This window comes from Agrobacterium sp. fls2-241-TYG-188a (assembly GCF_030209845.1).
In genome coordinates this window covers 1,480,058-1,501,475 of record NZ_JARVRD010000001.1, presented here as the reverse complement: position 1 = coordinate 1,501,475, position 21,418 = coordinate 1,480,058, and the positions used below count along the sequence as shown (strand labels likewise).

The window sequence follows — 21,418 nt, the reverse complement described above, 5'->3', positions numbered from 1 at the left end:
GAGAATAGCTCTGGCCGAAGAGGGAGGATGAATGTCTTACACGCTTGATTTTTCGGCTGTCTATGACCGCCTGCCCGAGTTGCTGCTTGCGTGCCTTGCCACGATCGGGCTGGCACTGGCGGGCATGTTCTTCGCGATGATCATCGGCGTTCTCGGTGTCGTCGCGCGCGGTTCGCGTTTCAAGCCTCTGCGAGCGCTCGTCATCGGCTTTGTCGAACTCATCCGCAACACACCGTTTCTGGTCCAGATCTTTTTCATCTTCTTCGCGCTTCCCCAACTGGGCCTGCGGCTGAATCCGACAACCACTGCCGTCGTCGCGCTTGCCTTAAACGGCGGCGCCTATGCCATCGAGATCATTCGCGGCGGTGTGGATGCAATTCCCAAAGGTCAGGTCGAAGCAGGCCTTGCGCTGGGACTGCGACGTGCGCAGATCTTCCGCCACATCATCCTCAAGCCAGCCCTGCGCGCCGTCTACCCATCCTTGACCAGCCAGTTCATCATGCTGACGCTGACGACCTCTGTCTGCACATCCATTGCCGCATATGAATTGACGTCGGTTGCCCAGAGGATCGAGGCGGAAACGTTCCGGTCCTTCGAGGTCTACTTCTCGATCACGCTGCTCTACCTCGTCATTTCCTCCCTGATGATGGGCGTTTTCTCGGTGATTTCTCGCCTTTCTTTCAGCTATCCGGTCAAGTAAGGGGAAACAATGACGCCTATCGGTGCCAACGAATTGTTTTTCCTGATGCAGGGCCTGAAATGGACGCTTGCACTGACGGTCATCGGCTTTATCGGCGGCGGTATCTTCGGCCTGTGCGTGGCGCTTGCCAGAACTGCGGAAAGCCCCATCGGGCAGCGTATCACCGCCGGTTATATCGCGGTGTTTCAGGGCACGCCGCTGCTCATGCAGCTTTTTGTCGTCTATTACGGCGTTGGGCTGGTTGGCCTCGACATCGACGCATGGATCGCGGTTGCCATTGCATTTACGCTTCATGCCAGTGCCTTTCTGGGTGAAATCTGGCGTGGTGGCATCCAGGCGGTGTCAAAGGGCCAGACCGAGGCCGCCAAGGCGCTTGGGCTTCACTACGTGTCCCGCATGAAGGACGTCGTCCTGCCGCAGGCTTTCAAGATATCGCTCCCGGCGACAATCGGCTTCATGGTCCAGCTCATCAAGGGCACGTCGCTGGCCGCCATTGTCGGCTTTGTTGAACTGTCCCGCGCCGGACAGATCGTTTCCAACCAGACCTTCAAGCCTCTGACGGTTTTTGCCATCGTTGGCCTGATCTACTTCCTGATTTGCTGGCCGCTTTCTCTTTGGGGCGCCAGCGTCGAAAAGCGACTGCAGACTGCATCGCGATAGTATCCGTCATCAGCTTTGTTAGGAGGAGCAAAAGATGAAATCCAAGAGTGTAAAACTAAACCGCCGCGCCATTCTTGCATTGGCCGCTGCAACGGTCACATTGCCATTTATCGCACCGGTGGATGCCTTTGCAGGCACGGTCGATGAGGCAAAGGCCAAGGGCAAAGTGGTCATCGGTATTCAGGGCGATAACTCGCCTTGGGGCTTCGTCAATTCGAGCGGCGTTCAAGATGGCCTCGATGCCGACATTGGCAAGGCTTTTGCCGAATACCTCGGCGTGAAGGCTGAGTTCGTGCCGCTGGCCGTTGCCAACCGCATTCCAGCACTGATGACCGGCAAGGTCGACGTTCTCTTCGCCACCATGGGCATGACCGCCGAGCGTGCGAAAACGATCCAGTTCTCGCAGCCATATGCCGGCAACGTCCTGTCCGTCTACGGACCGAAGGACAAGAAGATCGCTGGCTTTGACGACCTTTCCGGTGTCGCTGTCGGCGTGCCGAAGTCGAGCGCGATGGACACGGCAATTACTGCCGGTGCAGGCACAAAGGCCAACATTCTGCGCTTCGATGATGACGCAGCCAACATTCAGGCTCTCATTTCCGGCCAGGTCGAAGTTGTTGGCGGCAATCAGTTCTACGGCGACCGCCTGAATGCAGCCGCAGCAGGCAAGTACGAATCGAAGTTCGATCTGACGACCCTTTACAACGGCGCAGGCACGCGTCCGGGCGAGAAGGACTGGAACGAAACGATCAACGCCTTCCTGACCAAGATCAAGGGCGATGGAGAGCTCGCGAAGATCTACACCAAGTGGATGAAGCGCGACGTTCCAAGCTTCCCGGCATCCCTGCCTGAGATCCCGTTCACAGCCAAGTAATGAAGGAGGTTACCATGCCGCAAGATACCGCCGCGCAGGTTCCGCTGATTGCCCTTGAAGGGGTGGAGAAGTGGTATGGAGCCTTTCATGCCCTGAAGAACATCAACCTTTCGGTTCGCAAAGGCGAGAAAATCGTCCTTTGCGGGCCGTCCGGCTCGGGCAAATCGACCCTGATCCGCTGCATCAACCATCTCGAAGATACCCAGGGCGGCACGATCACCGTCGAGGGAACGAAGCTGACGAGCTCTGCCGCCGCAATCGATACCGTTCGGCGCGAAGTCGGCATGGTGTTTCAGAACTTCAATCTGTTCCCGCACAAGACAATTCTCGAAAACTGCACTTTGGCACCGATGCGGGCAAAAGGTCTTTCCAAAGCCGAGGCCGAGACAATCGCTCGCAAATATCTCGAACGCGTTCGCATTCTCGATCAGGCGGAAAAATATCCGGCCCAGTTGTCGGGCGGCCAGCAGCAACGTGCGGCAATTGCCCGGGCATTGTGCATGGAGCCTAAAGCCATGCTGTTTGACGAGCCCACATCGGCGCTGGATCCGGAAATGGTCAAGGAAGTGCTGGACACGATGATTGGACTTGCCCGAGATGGCATGACCATGATCTGCGTGACCCACGAAATGGGCTTTGCCCGTCAGGTTGCAGACCGCGTGGTGTTCATGGCGTCCGGCGAGATCATCGAGGAAGCCCCGCCTGAAGAGTTTTTCCGTGATCCCAAACATCAGCGGACACGCACGTTCCTTGGCGAAATTCTCGCCCATCACTGACGAGACGACGGACAACAGCGCCAGATGCGGGCTGGGTCACCACATCAATCGACGAGTATGCATTCCATGACAGACAGACCATCCCTGAAAGTCGGGCTGATTGGTGCCGACATCCAGCTTTCCAAGACGCCGCCCATGCATATGCGCGAGGGCCAGGCGCACGGGATCGACTATTCCTATGAGCTGATGGACATCCACGCGCGAAATCTGCCGGAAAGCGCCCTGCCCCAGCTGCTGGATGAAGCGCAGGCACGCGGCTTTGCAGGCTTGAACATCACCCACCCTTTCAAACAACGCGTCATTTCCCACCTCGACGCCCTTTCGGACGATGCCCGTATGCTCGGCGCGGTCAACACCGTCGTCTTTCGCGATGGAAAACGCACCGGTCACAACACGGACTGGTACGGCTTTTTCGAGAGCTTCAAGCGGGGCTTGCCCAATGCGAAACGCGACCGGGCTCTCCTCATCGGCGCGGGCGGCGCGGGAGTAGCGGTCGCCCACGCGGCGTTGAAGCTCGATATCAGGCATCTCGATATCTTCGATCAGGACAAGGAGCGCGCCCGACAGCTGGCAGAACAGCTCAACGAGCGTTTCGGGAGCAAACGCGCCTTTACGGTCGAAGCGCCCGAGAAGTCGCTTCCCCATGCCGATGGCTTGATCCACGCCACACCTGTGGGGATGCCAGCGCATCCGGGAATTCCGGTTGCGGAAGAGCTCCTCGAAAGCCGTCACTGGGTCGCTGATATCGTTTATATGCCGCTGGTGACAGCGCTCTTGGCAGCAGCGGAAGCGAAGGGCTGCAAGACCCTGCCCGGCGGCGGAATGGCCGTGTTCCAGGCGGTTGGAGCGTTCCGGCTGTTTGCCGAGCGGGAGCCAGATTCTGACCGGATGGCAGCGCATTTCAAGGAATTGTGTGAAGCCGAGGCCTTGGGATGAGACACGCAGCACCGCAGCCAAAGCTCTGTTTGAACTTGTCTGCGGGTAAGGCCCTAATCGCCTGTTCCGATGGCTTCCATGTGGTCGACACGAAGCACGTAGCGCAAGACCATGTCGGCAACATGCCTCGACAAGGCCTCCTGCCCCTCATCGGTGAACAGCTTTTCCCCAAAAATGAAGGAAAAGGTAGCGGAATTCGACACGTTGAAAAAGGAAAGTGCGCTGATCTGCCAGTGCAGTTCCAGCGCTTCGATGCCAGCGCGAAAGACGCCCTTTTTCTGACCTCTGGCAAGAACGCCCTCCAGCGCTTCGATTGCGGGTCGGTTCAGCTGACGGATGGTTTCGGACGCCTGCATATGTCTGCCGTGATGGACGTTTTCGATCATCACCATGCGAATGAATGCCGGGTTGCGCCGGTGATGGTCGAAGGTGAAACGACAGAGCTTTTCAAGCGCAGCCCGTGGCTCCATATCGTCAAGCTCAAGATCGCTTTCGCCGCCGCGCACCTTCGCATAGGCCTCTTCAAGCACCTGCTGATACAGGCCTTCCTTGTCGCCGTAATAATAGTAGATCATGCGTTTGGACGTGCGGGTGCGCGCAGCGATTTCATCGATGCGCGCACCCGAGAGACCGTTCTGGGAAAACTCTTCCATCGCCACCGAAAGAATGTCGCGCCTGACGCCCTCAGGGTCGCGCTTGGCCTGCCGCGTTGCGGTTGGCCTGCTCAAAGTTGCGGCTTTCGTCATTGTTCCACCCATTAGCGGTCAGCCCATCCCAAACCGAACCCGTATTATTAACTAATTAGTACATAACACCGGAAAGGAAGGCAATATGGTCACCTCTGGCACGGAGAAGCAAAAGCTGCCGATGCGGACTTCCATCGCAACAGTTTCCATCAGCGGAGAATTCCCCGAAAAGCTGGCCGCAATCGCCAAGGCGGGCTTTGCCGGTGTCGAAATCTTCGAGAATGATTTCCTGACCTACGACGCCTCACCGCGCGAGGTCCGCGCCATGGTTCGTGACCACGGGCTGGAAATAACATTGTTTCAGCCATTCCGAGATTTCGAAGGAATGCCCGACCAGCATCGGCAGCGGGCTTTCGAAAGAGCAGAGCGCAAATTCGACATTATGGGCGAGCTCGGCACAGATCTGATGCTGATCTGCTCCAACGTCTCGCCGATTTCGCTTGGCGGAATCGACAGGGCCGCAAATGACTTCCATGAGCTCGGGGAGCGTGCTGCGCGCCACGGACTGCGTGTCGGCTATGAGGCGCTGGCATGGGGTCGGCATATCAGCGACCATCGCGATGCGTGGGAAGTCGTGCGTCGTGCAGATCACGCCAATGTCGGTATCATCCTGGACAGTTTCCACACGCTTTCACGCAAGATCGATCCCAACTCGATCCGCTCCATTCCAGGCGACAAGATCTTCATCGTCCAGCTAGCCGATGCCCCTCTCTTTGACATGGATCTTCTTTATTGGAGCCGTCACTTCCGCAACATGCCGGGTGAAGGCGATCTACCCGTGGTGGAGTTCATGCGGGCCGTTGCAGCGACGGGCTATTGCGGACCGCTTTCGCTGGAGATTTTCAACGACCAGTTCCGCGGCGGCTCGGCCCGTCTTCTGGCAGAAGATGGCCATCGGTCCCTGATCAACCTCATGGACAAGGTGGGCCGACTGGAGCCAGACATTCGTATTGCGGCACCGCACATGCCAGACCCCGTGGAAACTTCGGGCGTCGAATTCGTCGAGTTTACCACCGGACCATCGGAAAAGGAGCAGCTGGAGACATTGCTGGGCTCGCTCGGTTTTAGCAAAGCCGCACGCCACTGCAACCGCGAAGTCGATTTGTACACACAGGGCGATATCCGCATCGTCATCAATACCGACAGCACTGGAGACAGTTTCGCGGGCGCTTCCTATTCGGTCCACGGCACGAATGCCTATGCTTTCGGGCTTGGCGTCAAAAACGCGGCTGCAGCCCTGGAGCGTGCTGCGGCCCTGGGCGCGACCACATTTCTTGAACCTAGAAAAAGCGGCGAGGCGTCTATCCCGGCCATTCAGGGTGTCGGAAACGGCGTCATCTACTTTCTTGACGGCTCTCCGGCCCTTTCAGACATATGGAAAAAGGAATTCGTGCCCGTCGAAGGTTCCATCGGCGCCGATGCCGGTTTGACCAGAATAGACCATCTCGCCCAGACGACGCGCTATGACGAAATGCTGACATGGCTGTTGTTCTATACGTCGATATTTTCGATGCGGCGCACATCCATGGTCGATGTGGTGGAGCCGGGCGGGCTTGTCCGCAGCCAGGCAATAGAAAGCCTACCCAAGCCTGATTTCCGCCTGACCATGAACGGCGCAGACAACCGCAAGACCTTTGCCGGCAAGTTCCTGGCTGAGGGCTTCGGCACCAGCATCCAGCACATTGCTTTCTCCACCGATGATATTTTCGCGACCGCAAAGCAGCTTCATGCCTGCGGTTTTCAGCCTTTGCCGATTTCGCGAAACTATTATGATGATCTTGAAGCCCGTTTCGGACTGGAGCCGGAATTGTCAGATGCGCTGCGCGCATCGAGCATTCTGTATGATCGCGATGAGAATGGCGAATATTTCCAGATTTATAGCCAGACCTTTGGCGAAGGCTTCTTCTTCGAAATCGTGGAACGGCGGGGCCAATATAATGGCTACGGTGCGATGAATGCCCCATTCCGCATCGGCGCGCAAAGACGAATGTCTCGCCCGGCAGGAATGCCTCGGGATTAAAGAAGACAGCGCTCGGAGTTAGTTCTCTCTGCTTTCGTGCCGGAAGCCAAGGTTATCCAGACCCCGGCGGACTTCCGGCGCGTTCATGAACAGCCTCCATAGAATACCGGAGCGATAATTTTCCATCATCGCGACGATAGGCCCCTGATCTATGGCCAGATGCGTGTCTGCAATCCAGTTCGACCCGGGCGCAAAGGCATCGACAAAGCCATAGCGACCGATGAGCTTGCCATCCTGATAACAAGCAAATGCCCGTATTGCCCGGATTGCCTCGTCGGGCATCACCGGAAAAGCAGATAGGGCAGCGGTGGGTGCAATGACACCGTCATCGTTGGAAGGCGAATGAACGCGATATCCGTTCGGGCCATCGCTCGCCGTCATGCCCCAGAAATCCTGCCCGGAAAATTTCGACAGGCAATAATCGTGGTTGATGCGCGTATGCGCTTCCACCTGCTCCTGATAGTGACAATAGCGGTCTGACAAACCCCTCGGGTCCAGTCCGCAGAAGGAATATTGCGAGAGAAACAGCGGGCCACCAAATGGCTCGCCTAAAGGCAGGACTGTGCCCATATAGCTGTTACCGTTGACCATTGCCCCTGAGCGCGCCCAACCTTGATGATAGTTGATGGCATTGATGGAATGGTTCTGCGAACCTGCGGCGAGGATGTAGCAAACCAGCGCCTCGTTCCAGCCGCTGATGGCAATATCGAAGCACCATCGGTATTTCGGGCTCCAATGCCACCACAATGGCCCATCGGACCCTTGTGTGTACCAGTCCCATTCCGCCGCGGTTACAAGATCGTGGGCGAGGTTGCGGAACCTGGTTTCGGCCAGCGTCAGCCCTGAGAAGTACTCGCGGGCGCAGATCAGCCCCTGCAACAGAAGTGCTGTTTCCACCAGATCACCGCCATCGTCCTTCGGACCGAATGGAATGACCTTGCTGGTCCCCGCATCCACGAAATGTGCAAAGGCACCGTGGAATCGCTTCGCCTTTCGCAAGCTGTGGACCATTGTCGTCACACGTTCCAGAGCCTGGTCGCGTGTGATCCAGCCTCTCTCGGCACCGACGATGATAGCCAGAAAGCCGAAACCGGTTCCGGAGATGGAGGCGATCTCGTTGATCGGCGTCCCGTCGGCTCTCAGACGGTCGCGCACCAGTCCAGATACCGGATGGCTACCGAGCCAGAAATATTCAAATGTCCGGTGATGGATGTCGTCCACATCATCAGGTACCGCTTTGTCTGGCGACCGAATGCTCTGGCCGAATGCCGTAACCCTGGTATCCAAAATGCTGTCCGGTCTCGTTACGATACAGTGCTTATCGTCAACTACATCAGCATATTAGGGCAGCTATGGGGCAAAATGAAAGCTTGGCCAAGATCGACAGAAGGCGTCACGTCGTACTGTCGATTTTGGCCAAGCGCGGTCATTCGTAGATGACCACCACGTCACCGGACTGAAGGTAATCACCTTCTTTTACCCGTAACCGCACCGTGCCGGATTTCGGCGCGATGAGTTGCGTTTCCATCTTCATGGCTTCCATCACCGCGACGAGATCGCCTTGCGACACCTCGTCGCCATCGGCCACCTTGAATGATTGCAAGGTGCCTGAAACTGGGGCCATGATGCCGTCCTGCTGTGTGGCGGTGGAAGTTGAAGCCGCAGGCCGATCTGTCCCAACCCCGCCTAGTCCAGCCAGCAGAAGGTGAGGCAGGCCGACACTTGTCCGTTTGCCATCGATTTCCAGCCATGTGCGGATCATCGTGGCGTCGTCAACCGGAGCGGGCCGCTCCATTGCTTCCGGGATGTCGGCAAAATCGGTTTCAATCCAGCGCGTATGAACCTTGAAGCCGTCCTCAGCCGTAAAATCGGGAGAGTCGATTGCGGCACGATGAAAGGGAAGAACGGTGGCGATGCCTTCGATCTTGAATTCCTTCAGCGCACGGCGGGCGCGGCGCAAAACCTGTTCACGGTCCGCTCCGGTCACAATGAGTTTTGCCATAAGCGAGTCGAAAACACCGGGAATGGTCGATCCCGTGACCACGCCGCTGTCGAGCCGGATACCGGGTCCAGACGGGGGCTCGAAGAGCGAGATCGCGCCCGGTGTCGGCAGGAAGCCACGACCGGGATCTTCGGCATTGATACGAAATTCCATCGAGTGACCACGGGGTTCCGGGGTCTCGGTCACGCGCAATGCATGGCCCTCTGCGACGCGGAACTGCTCGATGACAAGATCGATGCCCGTCGTTTCTTCTGTGACAGGATGCTCCACCTGAAGACGTGTATTGACCTCAAGGAAGGAAATGGTGCCATCTACTCCCAGCAGGAACTCGACCGTTCCGGCGCCTGAATATTTGGCTGCGGCGCATATTGCCTTCGCAGCTTCGTGGATTTTCTGCCGCTGCTCGCCACTTAAGAACGGCGCGGGCGCCTCTTCGATCAGTTTCTGGTTCCGGCGCTGCAGTGAACAATCGCGGGTTCCAAGCACGACCACATTGCCATGCTTGTCGGCTATGACCTGCGCTTCGATGTGACGTGGGCGATCCAGAAACCGCTCCAGGAAGCATTCGCCGCGCCCGAAGGCTGCCGTCGCTTCACGAACGGCGGAATCGTAGAGATCGGCGATCTCATCAAGCTTCCAGGCAACCTTGATGCCACGTCCGCCACCGCCATGTGCGGCCTTGATGGCCACCGGCAGGCCGTGTTGCTCTGCGAATGCGACAACCTCGGCTGCGGTCGCAACCGGACCGTCGCTGCCTGCAACAAGCGGGGCGCCGACACTGGTTGCAATGCGGCGTGCCTCGACCTTGTCACCCAATATCCTGATCACCTCAGGATCAGGGCCGATCCATATCAACCCTGCATCGATGACGGCCTGAGCGAATTCAGCCCGTTCCGACAAAAAGCCATAGCCGGGGTGAACCGCGTCGGCACCGGAGCGGCGGGCAATGGCAATCAGCTTTTCGATGTTCAGATAGGTGTCTGCGGGTCTAACGCCTTCCAGCGCATAGGCCTCATCGGCGAGCCGAACGAAGACGGCATCCTGATCGGGGTCGGCGTAGACCGCCACGGATCCGATACCATAATCGCGACAGGCGCGGATGATGCGCACCGCAATCTCACCGCGATTGGCAATCAGTACTTTCTTCATGGCTGCTCTCCCGATATTTTTGTTTTCCTGGTCGCAGCAATCTCTGCGAAGGGCCCAAGCGGGCGAAACTGTATCTTGGCGTTGATGGGTATCTGGCCCGCGAGATCAAGATGATACTCTGCAACAGCGCCCACGACGGGATATCCACCAGTGAGCGGATGGTCCGCGAGGAACAGAACTGGCTGCCCGCTATGGGGAATCTGGATCGCGCCGGTCGCGGTGCCTTCGCTTGGGAGTTCTGCACTGTCCCTGCGCTCCAGTGGCTCATCACCCGCCAGCCGAATGCCCACGCGGCTCGACTGGGGTGTGACCTGCCAAAGCTGGCTCGTCAGTGTTTCGACACCTTTTTGCGTGAACCAGTCCGTCCGGGGACCATAGACAATGTCGAGTGTCACAGTGTCACCGGAGCTGGGCAAATCGAATGCCGGAAGCTCATGGATTGAAACGGAGGAAAGCCCGCTCTTGTCATTGCGCAGCTCCAGCACGGATCCCGCCACGATGGCCTCAGGCCCGACGACGGCGAGGGTATCCGTTGCAGCGCTTCCCAAGACCGGCGCGACATCAAAGCCGCCGCGAACCGCGAGATAGCTCCGCATACCCTTAGCCGGATTTCCGAATTTGACCCCATCGCCTGGTTCGAGGGATATCGGAGTGTATGTTCCAGTCTCAAAGCTGCAGGATGCGCCTTCTACCGTGATGACGCATGGCGCGCCTGCCACGCCGATCACGGCGCGCGTCGTGCTCTTGAAGGAAAAGCCGCCCAGTGTCAGTTCCAGACAGGCCGTGTTGACGGGATTGCCGACAATGCGATTGGCAGCGTTGAACGAGGAACGATCGAGAGCCCCCGACGCAGACACGCCCTGACCGGTCTGCCCGAAGCGTCCCAGATCCTGAAAAATGGCCGGGATCGGTGCTGACAAAACTTCAAAGCGGGCGGAATTGGAGGTCGAGCGGACATCGGCGCCCGTTGATGGGGTCTCAGCCGTTTCAACCTCTTTGCCGGACTTCTCCATATCGAAAAACCGCACGCGATAGCCGGGCTGCAAGATAGCGCCAGGGTCCCGTCCAATGTCCCACATTTTCAAAGGCGTGGTGCCCAGTATCTGCCAGCCGCCGGGGCTGTTTTGTGGATAGACGCCGCTGAAAGCACCCGCGAGAGCAACAGATCCGGCCGGAATACGGGTGCGCGGGCTTTGACGGCGCGGCACATGCAGGGCTGGATCGCCACCGACGAGATATCCGAAGCCGGGAGCGAAGCCACAGAATGCGACCGTAAACTCACTCTCTGTGTGGCGACGAATAACCTCTTCGACACTCAGACCCGTCAGTTCGGCAACGTCGGCGAGATCCTCGCCATCGTAACGAACCGGAATTTCAACCAGCTTGTCCGAGGGCACGATCTTGGCAGACAGATCACGTGTTGCGATTTCACAAGCCAGATCTTCAGCACTGATATCGGCGGGCCTGAAGCGGATCATCAAGGTACGGGCAGCGGGCACCGTCTCCTCAATGCCCTTGATGGGATTTGCTTCCAGCGACGCGAACAGGGCAAGCGTCTGATCGAGATCGGCGAGCTCTACCAGAACGGTTGTGAGGCTTGCGGGGAGAAAGCGCATTCTGTCCTCACGCATGATAGGCCGAATCCGGGATGTCAGTGATGAACATATGTCCCGGCGAATGGGTAATTGCGAAGGGAACGCCGGATGCCATGACCGCAGCCTGAGGTGTGACACCGCAGGCCCAGAACACCGGGACTTCACCCGGCTCTATGCGCACGGCATCTCCGAAATCCGGTTTGGCCAGATCGGCAATCCCGATTTCCTCGGGCGAGCCAATGTGGACAGGAGAACCGTGAACCGCAGGGAACCGTCCTGAGATCGTTGCAGCATCCGCAACCCGCGACGCCTGGATGGGACGCATGGAGACGACCATGTTGCCCTGTAAGCGACCGGCCGGACGGCAGGGCTGGTTCGTCAGATACATCGGCACATTGCGCTTATCCGTCATGTGGCGGATTTCGATGCCTGCCTCCACCATCGGCGTTTCGAAGGTGAAGCTGCAACCGATGAGGAATGCCACGAGATCGTCGCGCTCGGCCCAGGCAGCCGTCGCGTCAGCGGTTTCCTCAACCATCTTGCCATCTCGCCAGATTCTGTAGAGAGGCAGATCGGTGCGAAGATCCGCACCCGGCGCAAGCAAGGTCGTCGGCACGCCGGGATCGGACACGTCCAGCACCGGGCATGGCTTTGGATTGCGCTGCGCATAAAGCAGAAACTCGAAAGCCCAGTCTCGTGGCAGGACAATCATGTTCGCCTGGGTAAAACCGGGCGCGATGCCCGATGTCGGCGCAACCAGGCCATCGCGATAGCTTTGCCTTGCGTTGCGTGCGGCAGATGCATCGGTGTGGCTCAGAAAGGATGTTGGGTTCATGCCTCACACTCCCTGTTGCGTAATGGCAAACGAACGGATTGCGATGGCTTCAGCTTCGAACCGCTGACGGATCTGCTTCGCGATAGCGACGGCACCGGGGCTGTCGCCATGAACACAGATGGACTGCGCATCGATTTTGATGATGCTTCCGTCGATGGCTTCCAGGGTTCCCTCACGCGCAAGCTGAACCATGCGCGCGGCAATCGCATCCGCATCATGCAGGACGGCACCCTCTTCTCGCCGGGACACCAACTGTCCCTGCGGTGTGTAGGCACGATCGGCAAACGCTTCCGACACCACCGACAATCCGGACTTGCGGGCCAGCTCCAGAATGGGCGCGTTGGCGAGCCCCATCAGAACCAGAGAGGAATCAATGGCCTTGATCGCATCGATGACGGCCTGGCCCTGCTTTGCGTCATTGGCGATGCGATTGTAAAGGGCGCCATGGGGTTTGACATACCGGACAGACGCACCTGCGGCCGAAGCGATGCCTTTCAGCGCACCGATCTGGTAAATCACATCGGCGATCAACTCATCTGTGGTGACGTCCATGTCGCGCCGGCCAAAACCGACGCGATCCGGGTAGGAAACATGGGCTCCAATGACCACGCCATTGGCGACGGCGGCCTTGACGGTGCGATAAATGCCCGCCGGGTCACCCGCGTGAAATCCGCAGGCGATGTTGGCGCTGGAAACGACGGAAAGCATTGCGCCATCGTCACCCATGCTCCAGGCACCGTAGCTTTCACCGAGGTCGCTGTTCAGATCAATGGAGGCCATGTTTTTCTCCTTACGCCGTCAAGAGTGCGAAGATTGGACCGATGGATTTGTAGCCCATGTACCACGTGAGCGCGCAGGCGATAACGCCAAGCACAAGAAGCCAACGGGGATAACGATAGCCTTCCATCAGATCGGAGCGCGCCCAGGCCGCATAAATGAAGATGGACAGACCGATTGGAAGGATGAGACCGTTGAGTCCGCCAACGAATACAAGCATCTGAGCCGGTGGCGTGGTGATGACCATATAGAAGAAGAGCGATACTGCGATGAAGATGACGGTGGCGATGTTGCGGCCACGTTCGGTGATATTCTTGTTGAAGATGGTGATGAAAGACACCGAGGTATAAGCGGCACCAATGACGGATGTGATGGCAGCAGCCCAGAGAACGACGCCGAATATTCTCAGACCTATATCGCCAGCCGCAACCTGGAAGGCCTGCGCCGCAGGGTTTGCGCCCTTGCCCGAGACATCGATGGCAACGCCGCTTGCGACAACGCCGAGGATGGCGAGAAACAGCACGTAACGCATGACGCCGGTCACCGCTATGCCTGTCAGAGCTGCCCGGTTTACAGAACCGAGATTTTCAACGCCGACCATTCCCTTGTCGAGCAATCTGTGGGCGCCGGAATAGGTAATGTAGCCACCGACGGTCCCGCCAACGATGGTGGTGATCGTCGCGAAGTCGATCGTGGATGGGAGAAATGTCTGGAACAGCGCATCTCCAACCGGTGGACCAGATGCAAAAGCAACGTAGACGGTCAGCACGATCATCAGAATACCGGCAAAGATGATGAACCGGTCGACAGCCATGCCAGCGCGCTTGGAAAGGAAGATGCCGATGGCGAGGAGTGCGCTCAGCACGCCGCCCCACTTGGGATCAAGGCCGAGCATCGCATTCAGACCAAGCCCGGACCCGCCGATATTGCCGATGTTGAAGAACAGCCCGCCGACGATGACAAGAATGGCGAGAACATAGCCAGAGCCAGGGATCGCCGCGTTGGCGATGTCGGACGCTCTCATGCGGGTCAAGGTGACGATGCGCCAGATATTCAGCTGCACCACGAAGTCGATGACAATCGAGGCGAGGATTGCAAAGGCGAAGGCCGAACCGAGTTTGGCGGTAAATGTTGCCGTTTGCGTGATAAAGCCAGGCCCGATGGCCGATGTTGCCATCAGGAAGATGGCAGCTGTGAGCGACGCGCGTCTTGACCGGGCGAACTCGACAGTCTGGGCAATTTTTGTTTGCTCCATGGATTTTCTCCTTATTGCAACCGCCCCTCGCGGTGCATTGTTGGAAATCTTGTCCGCATCTACAAAATTGTCAATATTGTTGAACAATTAAATTTTATCGTTCTTTCATTTTGAGCAATATTTGGGACGAATGCGTTGAAAATAAGCAGGATTTTTACGTGCCATGCCTATTATTTATGGTATTGCAACCCACAGGAGACAGCCGATTTCCCGTTTCCTCAAGCCAGCTATTGCCAGATGAAGAGAAACCCATGACCGAACCTTTGCCGCTTGCGGATCGTGTGGCGAAAGATATTCGCGACCTCCTGATCACGGGTGCACTTGCGCCGGGGCAGCGGCTCTCAGAAGCGGCTTTCAGCGAGAGACTGGACATTTCGCGCAATTCCCTGCGTGAAGCGTTCCGGCTTCTTACCAAAGACGGGCTGTTGCGACACGAAGCCAATCGCGGCGTCTTCGTTTCCGTCCCCAGCACTGACTCCATCATCGATATTTACCGCGTCAGACGAATGCTGGAATGCGGCGCCCTGCGCCAGGCATGGCCCAAGCACCCGGCGGTGGCAGTCATGCGTGGGGCGGTGGAGCACGCCAGAAAACAGCATGATCTGGCTGACTGGCGCGAGGTTGGCAGCGCCAATATGAAGTTTCATGCAGCCGTGGTCGATCTTTCGGACAGCAGCCGATTAAGCGATTTCTACGCACGCGTGGCGGCAGAACTTCGCTTGAGCTTTGGACTTCTGAAGGATCCAGAGCAGCTTCACTCCCCCTTTGTGGACATGAATGCGCAAATTCTTGAGCTCGTCGAAAAGGGCGAGGTCGTTGAAGCAGCGTCCCAGATGGAGCTTTACCTCAATCTGTCGGAGCGGACAGTTTTGAAGGCATTGGAGCGCATAGCAAGGTAGCCCCCGGCGCGCTTACTTATTGGTGGAAAGCTGAAAGCCGATGTGCCATGAGGAGCCAGGAAAAGATGCTGCTTGAGGCAGCATCGTCTGACCAGTCGAAGAGTGTGCCATGCAGGATAATACCAACGGCTCCGTAATCGTCATTTCAAGCCACGTCATGCGTGGCTCCGTTGGCAACCGGGCCGCTGTATTCGGGCTGGAGACGCTCGGTTTTCCGGTCTGGGCCGTTCCCACGATTGTCCTGCCCTGGCATCCCGGCCACGGCCCGTCAACGCGCCTGCGCTTCGACAATGGCGATTTCGACAGGGCAATGCAGGAGCTTGCCCAATCCCGTTGGTCTGGGGAAGTCCGCGCTATCCTGACCGGTTATTTCGGCAGCGCAGAACAGGTCCGCTCGGTCGCAAAGCTCATTCGGGAAATGAAGGAACGCAACCCCGACCTGCTCTATCTGTGCGATCCTGTCATGGGCGACAAGGGCGGCCTTTACGTGCCCGTCGAAACGGCACAGGCCATTCGCGATGAACTGGTGCCACTGGCAGCCGTTGCGACACCCAACCGCTACGAGCTTGCCTGGATGAGTGGCGCCGAGCTTGAGACCAACACTGATATCATGGATGCGGCGCTGGCGCTTGGCCCTGCAAAGATGCTCGTTACATCGTCCGTTCCGATGATGAGTGGTGGCATCGGCAACCTGTTCCTGAGCGGAAGCCACGCCCTGTTGGCCGAGCATCGTGCCATCGAAAACGTGCCCAATGGGCTGGGAGACCTTCTTGCCTCACTTTTCCTGGCACGCCTGCTTCAGGGTTGCAGTGATGAAAAAGCGCTGCAACTGGCCACAGCCAGCGTCTTTGAAGTTCTGGCCAGAACGATGAAGCGCGGCGTCAACGAACTGACACTGGAAACCGACGCATCCAGCCTTTCCACACCAATGGCAATGGTTCAGATGCGTCATCTCTTGCATCCTTCCCGAAGCAAGCGCAAATAGCGGAGCGAAAAACGGGTTTCAACGCGCTGGCTTCGATGGTGAGGCTGGCCCCAAGACGATGGTACTGCGATATCATGAAAGATTTTCCAGACTACCTGCTCAACGGCTACAAAAACTTCATGAGCGGCCGTTACATCGATGAACGAGAAAGATACCGCGTCCTTGCCGACACCGGGCAGAAGCCGCAAACGCTCATCATTGCCTGTTGTGACTCCAGATCAGCACCGGAGACCATTTTCGACTGCGGCCCTGGCGAATTGTTTGTCGTCAGAAACGTCGCCAACATGGTGCCACCCTTTGAGCCGGATGGCCAGTATCACGCAACCTCAGCCGCCATCGAATATGCCGTTCAGGTCCTGAAGGTCAAAGATATCGTTGTTATGGGTCATGGACGTTGCGGCGGTATTCAGGCCGCACTCGATCCCAACCTCGAGCCCCTGTCGCCCGGTGACTTCATCGGCAAGTGGATGAATCTGGTCAAATCGTCCGCCGAGCAGATCCAGAGCAACGATGTGATGACGGCGTCCGAACGCCAGACTGCGCTGGAGCGCGTCTCGATCCGCAACTCGGTCAAGAACCTGCGCGGCTTTCCCTTTGTGAAAGCGCAGGAGACAGCCGGCAAGGTGAAACTGCACGGCGCATGGTTCGATATCTCGACCGGCGAATTGTGGGTGATGGACAGCAAAACGGGCGACTTTCGCCGCCCGGATTTTTGAAGTCTGAAAGCGATCGGCGGCTGACCTATTGGCCGTCGATTGCCTTACCGATGAAGGCGATCGACTGTTGATAGACACTTGCTGCATTCCATCCCTGGATTGCCGCAAAGTTTGCCTGTCCTTGCTGATATCCCGCACCACGCTGCCAGCCGTGACCGACGAGGAAGTTTGCGGTCGATGCCAACGCATCTGCACGTGAGCCGACGAGGTCTATACGACCGTCGCGATCGAAATCGACGCCATAACGAACCACGTTGAGCGGCAGGAACTGGGTCTGGCCGATTTCACCATGGGCAGCACCCTTTGCCGTTGTGCTGAGATTACCGCTACCGACAAGCTTCAGGGCAGCATAGAGCTGTTCGGTAAAGTAGTCGGAACGACGGCAATCATAAGACAGAGTCGCGACGGCAGACAGCGTATGCTGGTTGCCCATGAAGCCGCCAAAGCCGGTTTCCATGCCCCAGATTGCCAGAAGCGGGCCGGCAGGCACACCATAGGCGCGTTCGATATTGGCAAAGAGCGAAGCGTTGTTCTTCTTCATTGTCTTGCCACGGCTGATGATCGCCTGACCGCCGCGCTTTTGCATGAATTGCTCAAATGAGAGCTTGAAACTGTGCTGACCACGATCGGCCCGAATGGTCGCCTGATTATAGGTCACATTCGAGAAAGCCTTGTCGAGAACGGAGGGGCTGACGCCGCGCCCTGCAGCTTCCTGTTTGAACGCACCGACCCAGGCGTTGAAGCCTGCTGATGTATTGCCGCATTGCGCCGCCAGAACCGGTGAGGCCGCAAGCGCCGCCGCCAATACTACGCCAACGGAAAAAGCTTTCATTGCCCGCATGAGAATTTGCCTTCAATATTTTGGGATTATACCCAGACCTGTCGCCACACCGCAGAGAATGCTTGGATTTTCAAATTGCCTAGCTAAGTCATAACCGGCAAATAAACTGCCCGTGATGCAGACACATCGGAAAACCCGCCCATTACAGCAGCTGAGTGGACGGGTTATAGTTAATAGATGTTAAAAAACCGTATCAGGCAGCAGCCTTGCGCGGCTTGATAAGACCCCGGTTGACGAGAAGCTCAGCAATCTGGATCGCGTTCAGGGCAGCGCCCTTGCGCAGGTTGTCGGAAACCACCCAGATGTTGAGACCATTCTCAACAGTCGCATCCTCTCGAATACGCGAAATATAGGTGGCATCTTCACCAGCGCATTCAACCGGCGTGATGTATCCGCCATTTTCATGCTTGTCGATAACAAGGCAGCCGGGGGCTTCCCGCAGGATGTCGCGAGCCTGATCGGCCGTGATTTCGCTTTCGAATTCAATATTGACCGATTCCGAGTGACCGATGAAGACGGGAACGCGCACGGCGGTGCAGGTGACCTTGATCTTCGGGTCGAGCATCTTCTTGGTTTCGGCCAGGACCTTCCACTCTTCCTTCGTGTAACCGTCTTCCATGAAGACGTCGATGTGGGGAATGACGTTGAAGGCGATGCGCTTGGTGAACTTCTTCGCCTCGATCGGGTCAGCAACGAAGACCGCACGGGTCTGCGAGAAGAGCTCATCCATGCCTTCCTTGCCGGCACCGGAAACGGACTGGTAGGTGGAGATGACCACGCGCTTGATCTTGGCAAAGTCATGCAGAGGCTTCAAGGCAACAACAAGCTGTGCCGTGGAGCAATTGGGGTTTGCAATGATGTTGCGCTTGCTGAAGCCCTCAACCGCATCGGGGTTGACTTCAGGCACGATCAGCGGAACGTCCTGATCATAGCGCCAGGCAGAGGAGTTATCGATCACGACGCAACCTTGCGCGCCGATCTTTGGTGACCACTTCTTGGATACATCGCCACCGGCCGACATCAGGCAAATATCCGTGTCGGAAAAGTCGTAGTTTTCCAGGTTGGATACCTTCAGCGTACGATCTCCATAGGAGACTTCGGTACCCTGGCTACGAGCCGAAGCCAAAGGAACGACTTCGTCTGCCGGAAACCCGCGCTCGGCGAGAATATTGAGCATTTCACGACCGACATTGCCGGTAGCGCCTGCGATTGCAACTTTGAAACCCATGATAAAGCTCTCTTTCTGCCTCTCCTCTTTTTGGTGAGGGGAACCCGCATAACTGCGGCTTCCTTCTTCCCCGACCAAACCGGGGAGAGAGCGGCGGGCCAGAGACGTCAGACGGTTTTAATCGTCGTTTTGGCCGTAATTCGGATGGAATAGAAAAAGCGCGATTCGCCACCGGCAGACCCTGCCGGATTGTGCATGACAACCATGTCTTGGACATGTCTGATCAAGATCGCGCTCCTTTTCGAGGCAAACCTATTATGGTGTTTCGACTATCTGTCAAGCGCAATCAAAGGGCAAAACCGTCTTCACGCTGCCAAAGCCGCTCCAGCCATCAGCAATTTCAAACCCCTTCCTTAGACTAAAGTCATAAGCCGAAAGCATTGCTCTTCCTTTTGCTAATTATCTGTCACTCTGTTGTCAGGTGCATCACACCGCAAGGGCAGCCTGGAGGAGAGCGTGGCTGCAGGTGATGCGTCGATTGACATTCTGTGGAGGACAGACAATGGCAAACATAGCGACCGCAACTGCGGAAAAAGCCCGTCCGATGACGGGTGAAGAGAAGAAGGTAATCTTTGCCTCTTCTCTTGGAACAGTGTTCGAGTGGTATGACTTTTACCTTTATGGATCGCTGGCGATCTATATTGGCGCGAACTTCTTCAGCCAGTATCCGGAAACAACGCGCAACATCTTCGCGCTTCTGGCATTCGCCGCTGGCTTCCTCGTGCGTCCGTTCGGCGCATTGGTGTTTGGCCGCCTGGGCGACATCGTCGGACGCAAATACACCTTTCTCATCACAATCCTGATCATGGGCTTTTCCACTTTCGTGGTGGGCATTCTGCCGGGCGCTGCCCAGATCGGCATTGCCGCTCCCATCATCCTCATCCTGCTGCGTATGCTTCAAGGCCTGGCACTGGGTGGCGAGTATGGCGGCGCGGCGACCTATGTTGCCGAGCACGCCCCCAATGGCCGCCGCGGCTATTATACATCATGGATCCAGACGACAGCGACACTCGGCCTGTTCCTGTCCCTCGTCGTCATTCTCGGTGTGCAATTTGCTGTCGGTCGTGAAGCCTTCGCCGACTGGGGCTGGCGCATTCCGTTCCTGCTTTCCGTCATCCTGCTCGGCGTTTCCGTCTGGATCCGTCTGAAGATGAATGAATCCCCTGCCTTCAAGAAAATGAAGGAGGAAGGCAAGACATCCAAGGCTCCTCTGAGCGAGGCTTTCGGCCAATGGAAGAATGCGAAGATCGCCATCATCGCACTTCTGGGCGCAGTCGTCGGTCAGGCGGTCGTCTGGTACACGGGGCAGTTCTATGCGCTGTTCTTCCTGCAGAGCATTCTGAAGGTCGATGGCCAGTCCGCCAATATCATGGTGGCATGCGCCCTGCTTCTTGGCACCGGCTTCTTCGTATTGTTCGGATGGCTTTCCGATAAGGTCGGACGCAAACCCATCATCATGGCGGGTCTGGTTCTGGCCATGCTGACCTACTTTCCGCTGTTCAAGGCACTGACATGGGCAGGTAACCCGGCTCTTGCGCAGGCCCAGGCTTCAGTCCGTGCGACCGTCACCGCCGCGCCTGGCGACTGCCGGTTCCAGTTCAATCCAACCGGCACGGCAAAATTCACCACATCCTGCGATATTGCCACCGCATTCCTGACAAGAAACTCCGTGCCCTATGACGTTGTCGAAGGGCCTGCGGGTCAACCAGCAACGGTCAAGATCGGTGAGCAGACCATCACCAGCTACGACGCCATTGCCGCAGGTGCCAACGCTGCCGCCAATGACCGTGCCTTCCAGAAACAGATCAACATCGCGCTCCATGACAGCGGTTATCCGCTGGTACGCGGTGCCGCGCAGGTTCCGGCTGCCAAGCTCGATGCTTTCATCGCCGCGAACCCTGAACTTGGCCTCAACGCCGACGCAGTGCGTGCAACACCGGCAAAGACGGTTCCGGCAGACAAGCTTGTGGCCGATAAGCTCTTGACTGCGGCAGAGGTCAACGGCGTCACTGAAATGCCTGTCTACAGCGTTGCTGGCGGTGGTACCTTTACCATGGTTGCCGATCCGGCAGCCGTGAACTGGGTTGTCATCATTGCCGTGCTGACCGTTCTCGTCATCTACGTGACCATGGTCTACGGCCCGATCGCAGCGCTTCTGGTCGAACTCTTCCCGACCCGCATCCGCTACTCCGGCATGTCCCTGCCCTACCACATCGGTAACGGCTGGTTCGGTGGTCTTCTGCCCGCAACAGCATTCGCCATGAGTGCGGCCAAGGGCGATATCTATTATGGCCTGTGGTACCCGATCATCTTCGCAGGCATTACACTCGTCATCGGGCTTCTGTTCCTGCCGGAAACGAAGGATCGTGACATTCATCAAATGAACTGACAGAACCTTTGATACTGAAAACCCGGCGATACCAT

General features: G+C 57.4%; 19 protein-coding genes. 10 read left to right on the top strand and 9 right to left on the bottom strand.

The features are described from left to right. Nucleotides 1–31: 31 nt before the first annotated feature. The 5 genes from QRN85_RS06440 (at nucleotide 32) to QRN85_RS06420 (ending at nucleotide 3,946) form a co-directional block, all read left to right on the top strand. Complete coding sequence (locus QRN85_RS06440; RefSeq protein WP_062589947.1) at nucleotides 32–700, top strand: amino acid ABC transporter permease; 669 nt, start codon at nucleotides 32–34, stop codon at nucleotides 698–700. Between the two features lie 9 nt (nucleotides 701–709). Beyond that, nucleotides 710–1,360, top strand: a complete 651-nt coding sequence (locus QRN85_RS06435) for an amino acid ABC transporter permease (protein ID WP_284756760.1) — start codon at nucleotides 710–712, stop codon at nucleotides 1,358–1,360. Between the two features lie 34 nt (nucleotides 1,361–1,394). Continuing rightward, nucleotides 1,395–2,234: a transporter substrate-binding domain-containing protein gene (locus QRN85_RS06430; RefSeq protein WP_284756761.1), complete on the top strand. Its 840-nt coding sequence runs from the start codon at nucleotides 1,395–1,397 to the stop codon at nucleotides 2,232–2,234. Between the two features lie 14 nt (nucleotides 2,235–2,248). Beyond that, a complete protein-coding gene (locus tag QRN85_RS06425) occupies nucleotides 2,249–3,010 on the top strand; it encodes an amino acid ABC transporter ATP-binding protein (protein WP_062590178.1) in 762 nt (253 codons plus the stop codon). Nucleotides 3,011–3,076: 66 nt separating this feature from the next. Next, nucleotides 3,077–3,946, top strand: a complete 870-nt coding sequence (locus QRN85_RS06420) for a shikimate dehydrogenase (protein WP_284756764.1) — start codon at nucleotides 3,077–3,079, stop codon at nucleotides 3,944–3,946. Between the two features lie 53 nt (nucleotides 3,947–3,999). On the opposite strand, the gene QRN85_RS06415 is transcribed toward QRN85_RS06420, so the two are convergent. Continuing rightward, on the bottom strand, nucleotides 4,000–4,692 hold the full coding sequence (locus tag QRN85_RS06415) for a TetR/AcrR family transcriptional regulator (protein ID WP_062589950.1): 693 nt from the start codon (nucleotides 4,690–4,692) through the stop codon (nucleotides 4,000–4,002). A gap of 121 nt (nucleotides 4,693–4,813) precedes the next feature. On the opposite strand from QRN85_RS06415, the gene QRN85_RS06410 reads away from it, so the two are divergent. Beyond that, complete coding sequence (locus tag QRN85_RS06410; RefSeq protein WP_284757235.1) at nucleotides 4,814–6,712, top strand: bifunctional sugar phosphate isomerase/epimerase/4-hydroxyphenylpyruvate dioxygenase family protein; 1,899 nt, start codon at nucleotides 4,814–4,816, stop codon at nucleotides 6,710–6,712. A gap of 18 nt (nucleotides 6,713–6,730) precedes the next feature. Here QRN85_RS06410 and QRN85_RS06405 read toward each other — a convergent pair whose 3' ends face one another. The 6 genes from QRN85_RS06405 to QRN85_RS06380 form a co-directional block, all read right to left on the bottom strand. After that, entirely contained in the window at nucleotides 6,731–7,999 is a 1,269-nt protein-coding gene (locus QRN85_RS06405; RefSeq protein ID WP_284756767.1) for a glucoamylase family protein, read from the bottom strand. A gap of 139 nt (nucleotides 8,000–8,138) precedes the next feature. Further along, entirely contained in the window at nucleotides 8,139–9,863 is a 1,725-nt protein-coding gene (locus QRN85_RS06400) for an acetyl/propionyl/methylcrotonyl-CoA carboxylase subunit alpha (protein WP_284756768.1), read from the bottom strand. Continuing rightward, nucleotides 9,860–11,479, bottom strand: a complete 1,620-nt coding sequence (locus tag QRN85_RS06395; RefSeq protein WP_284756770.1) for a 5-oxoprolinase subunit B/C family protein — start codon at nucleotides 11,477–11,479, stop codon at nucleotides 9,860–9,862. Before QRN85_RS06395 ends, QRN85_RS06400 begins: the two co-directional genes overlap by 4 nt. Nucleotides 11,480–11,486: 7 nt before the next feature. Then, nucleotides 11,487–12,293: a putative hydro-lyase gene (locus QRN85_RS06390; RefSeq protein WP_284756771.1), complete on the bottom strand. Its 807-nt coding sequence runs from the start codon at nucleotides 12,291–12,293 to the stop codon at nucleotides 11,487–11,489. Nucleotides 12,294–12,296: 3 nt separating this feature from the next. Beyond that, complete coding sequence (locus QRN85_RS06385; RefSeq protein ID WP_284756772.1) at nucleotides 12,297–13,073, bottom strand: LamB/YcsF family protein; 777 nt, start codon at nucleotides 13,071–13,073, stop codon at nucleotides 12,297–12,299. Between the two features lie 10 nt (nucleotides 13,074–13,083). Then, nucleotides 13,084–14,325: an NRAMP family divalent metal transporter gene (locus QRN85_RS06380; RefSeq protein ID WP_284756774.1), complete on the bottom strand. Its 1,242-nt coding sequence runs from the start codon at nucleotides 14,323–14,325 to the stop codon at nucleotides 13,084–13,086. Nucleotides 14,326–14,576: 251 nt separating this feature from the next. Here QRN85_RS06380 and QRN85_RS06375 point away from each other — a divergent pair, with 251 nt between their 5' ends. From QRN85_RS06375 to QRN85_RS06365, 3 genes are all read left to right on the top strand, one after another. Further along, nucleotides 14,577–15,224 carry a GntR family transcriptional regulator gene (locus tag QRN85_RS06375; protein WP_062589956.1) on the top strand — a complete coding sequence of 216 codons (648 nt, stop codon included), beginning with the start codon at nucleotides 14,577–14,579 and terminating at the stop codon, nucleotides 15,222–15,224. A 109-nt stretch (nucleotides 15,225–15,333) separates the two neighbouring features. Further along, entirely contained in the window at nucleotides 15,334–16,209 is an 876-nt protein-coding gene (gene pdxY, locus QRN85_RS06370; protein ID WP_284756776.1) for a pyridoxal kinase PdxY, read from the top strand. A gap of 74 nt (nucleotides 16,210–16,283) precedes the next feature. Continuing rightward, complete coding sequence (locus QRN85_RS06365; protein WP_062589958.1) at nucleotides 16,284–16,925, top strand: carbonic anhydrase; 642 nt, start codon at nucleotides 16,284–16,286, stop codon at nucleotides 16,923–16,925. Nucleotides 16,926–16,950: 25 nt separating this feature from the next. On the opposite strand, the gene QRN85_RS06360 is transcribed toward QRN85_RS06365, so the two are convergent. Both QRN85_RS06360 and QRN85_RS06355 read right to left on the bottom strand, forming a co-directional pair. After that, on the bottom strand, nucleotides 16,951–17,766 hold the full coding sequence (locus tag QRN85_RS06360) for a lytic murein transglycosylase (protein ID WP_113218385.1): 816 nt from the start codon (nucleotides 17,764–17,766) through the stop codon (nucleotides 16,951–16,953). 193 nt (nucleotides 17,767–17,959) lie between these two features. After that, nucleotides 17,960–18,994 carry an aspartate-semialdehyde dehydrogenase gene (locus tag QRN85_RS06355; protein WP_062589960.1) on the bottom strand — a complete coding sequence of 345 codons (1,035 nt, stop codon included), beginning with the start codon at nucleotides 18,992–18,994 and terminating at the stop codon, nucleotides 17,960–17,962. A 502-nt stretch (nucleotides 18,995–19,496) separates the two neighbouring features. Between QRN85_RS06355 and QRN85_RS06350 the strand changes: the two genes are divergently transcribed. After that, nucleotides 19,497–21,383, top strand: coding sequence for an MFS transporter (locus QRN85_RS06350; RefSeq protein ID WP_113092266.1), 1,887 nt, complete (start codon nucleotides 19,497–19,499; stop codon nucleotides 21,381–21,383). Nucleotides 21,384–21,418: the final 35 nt, after the last annotated feature.

Excerpts from the sequence above, each read along its gene's own strand:
- QRN85_RS06440 (WP_062589947.1), top strand. The coding sequence starts at position 32 with ATGTCTTACACGCTTGATTTTTCGGCTGTCTATGACCGCCTGCCCGAG.
- QRN85_RS06385 (WP_284756772.1), bottom strand. The coding sequence starts at position 13,073 with ATGGCCTCCATTGATCTGAACAGCGACCTCGGTGAAAGCTACGGTGCC.
- QRN85_RS06435 (WP_284756760.1), top strand. The coding sequence starts at position 710 with ATGACGCCTATCGGTGCCAACGAATTGTTTTTCCTGATGCAGGGCCTG.
- QRN85_RS06390 (WP_284756771.1), bottom strand. The coding sequence starts at position 12,293 with ATGAACCCAACATCCTTTCTGAGCCACACCGATGCATCTGCCGCACGC.
- QRN85_RS06425 (WP_062590178.1), top strand. The coding sequence starts at position 2,249 with ATGCCGCAAGATACCGCCGCGCAGGTTCCGCTGATTGCCCTTGAAGGG.
- QRN85_RS06410 (WP_284757235.1), top strand. The coding sequence starts at position 4,814 with ATGCGGACTTCCATCGCAACAGTTTCCATCAGCGGAGAATTCCCCGAA.
- QRN85_RS06380 (WP_284756774.1), bottom strand. The coding sequence starts at position 14,325 with ATGGAGCAAACAAAAATTGCCCAGACTGTCGAGTTCGCCCGGTCAAGA.
- QRN85_RS06400 (WP_284756768.1), bottom strand. The coding sequence starts at position 9,863 with ATGAAGAAAGTACTGATTGCCAATCGCGGTGAGATTGCGGTGCGCATC.
- QRN85_RS06395 (WP_284756770.1), bottom strand. The coding sequence starts at position 11,479 with ATGCGCTTTCTCCCCGCAAGCCTCACAACCGTTCTGGTAGAGCTCGCC.
- QRN85_RS06350 (WP_113092266.1), top strand. The coding sequence starts at position 19,497 with ATGGCAAACATAGCGACCGCAACTGCGGAAAAAGCCCGTCCGATGACG.
- QRN85_RS06355 (WP_062589960.1), bottom strand. The coding sequence starts at position 18,994 with ATGGGTTTCAAAGTTGCAATCGCAGGCGCTACCGGCAATGTCGGTCGT.
- QRN85_RS06415 (WP_062589950.1), bottom strand. The coding sequence starts at position 4,692 with ATGACGAAAGCCGCAACTTTGAGCAGGCCAACCGCAACGCGGCAGGCC.
- QRN85_RS06420 (WP_284756764.1), top strand. The coding sequence starts at position 3,077 with ATGACAGACAGACCATCCCTGAAAGTCGGGCTGATTGGTGCCGACATC.
- QRN85_RS06375 (WP_062589956.1), top strand. The coding sequence starts at position 14,577 with ATGACCGAACCTTTGCCGCTTGCGGATCGTGTGGCGAAAGATATTCGC.
- pdxY (WP_284756776.1), top strand. The coding sequence starts at position 15,334 with ATGCAGGATAATACCAACGGCTCCGTAATCGTCATTTCAAGCCACGTC.
- QRN85_RS06430 (WP_284756761.1), top strand. The coding sequence starts at position 1,395 with ATGAAATCCAAGAGTGTAAAACTAAACCGCCGCGCCATTCTTGCATTG.
- QRN85_RS06360 (WP_113218385.1), bottom strand. The coding sequence starts at position 17,766 with ATGCGGGCAATGAAAGCTTTTTCCGTTGGCGTAGTATTGGCGGCGGCG.
- QRN85_RS06365 (WP_062589958.1), top strand. The coding sequence starts at position 16,284 with ATGAAAGATTTTCCAGACTACCTGCTCAACGGCTACAAAAACTTCATG.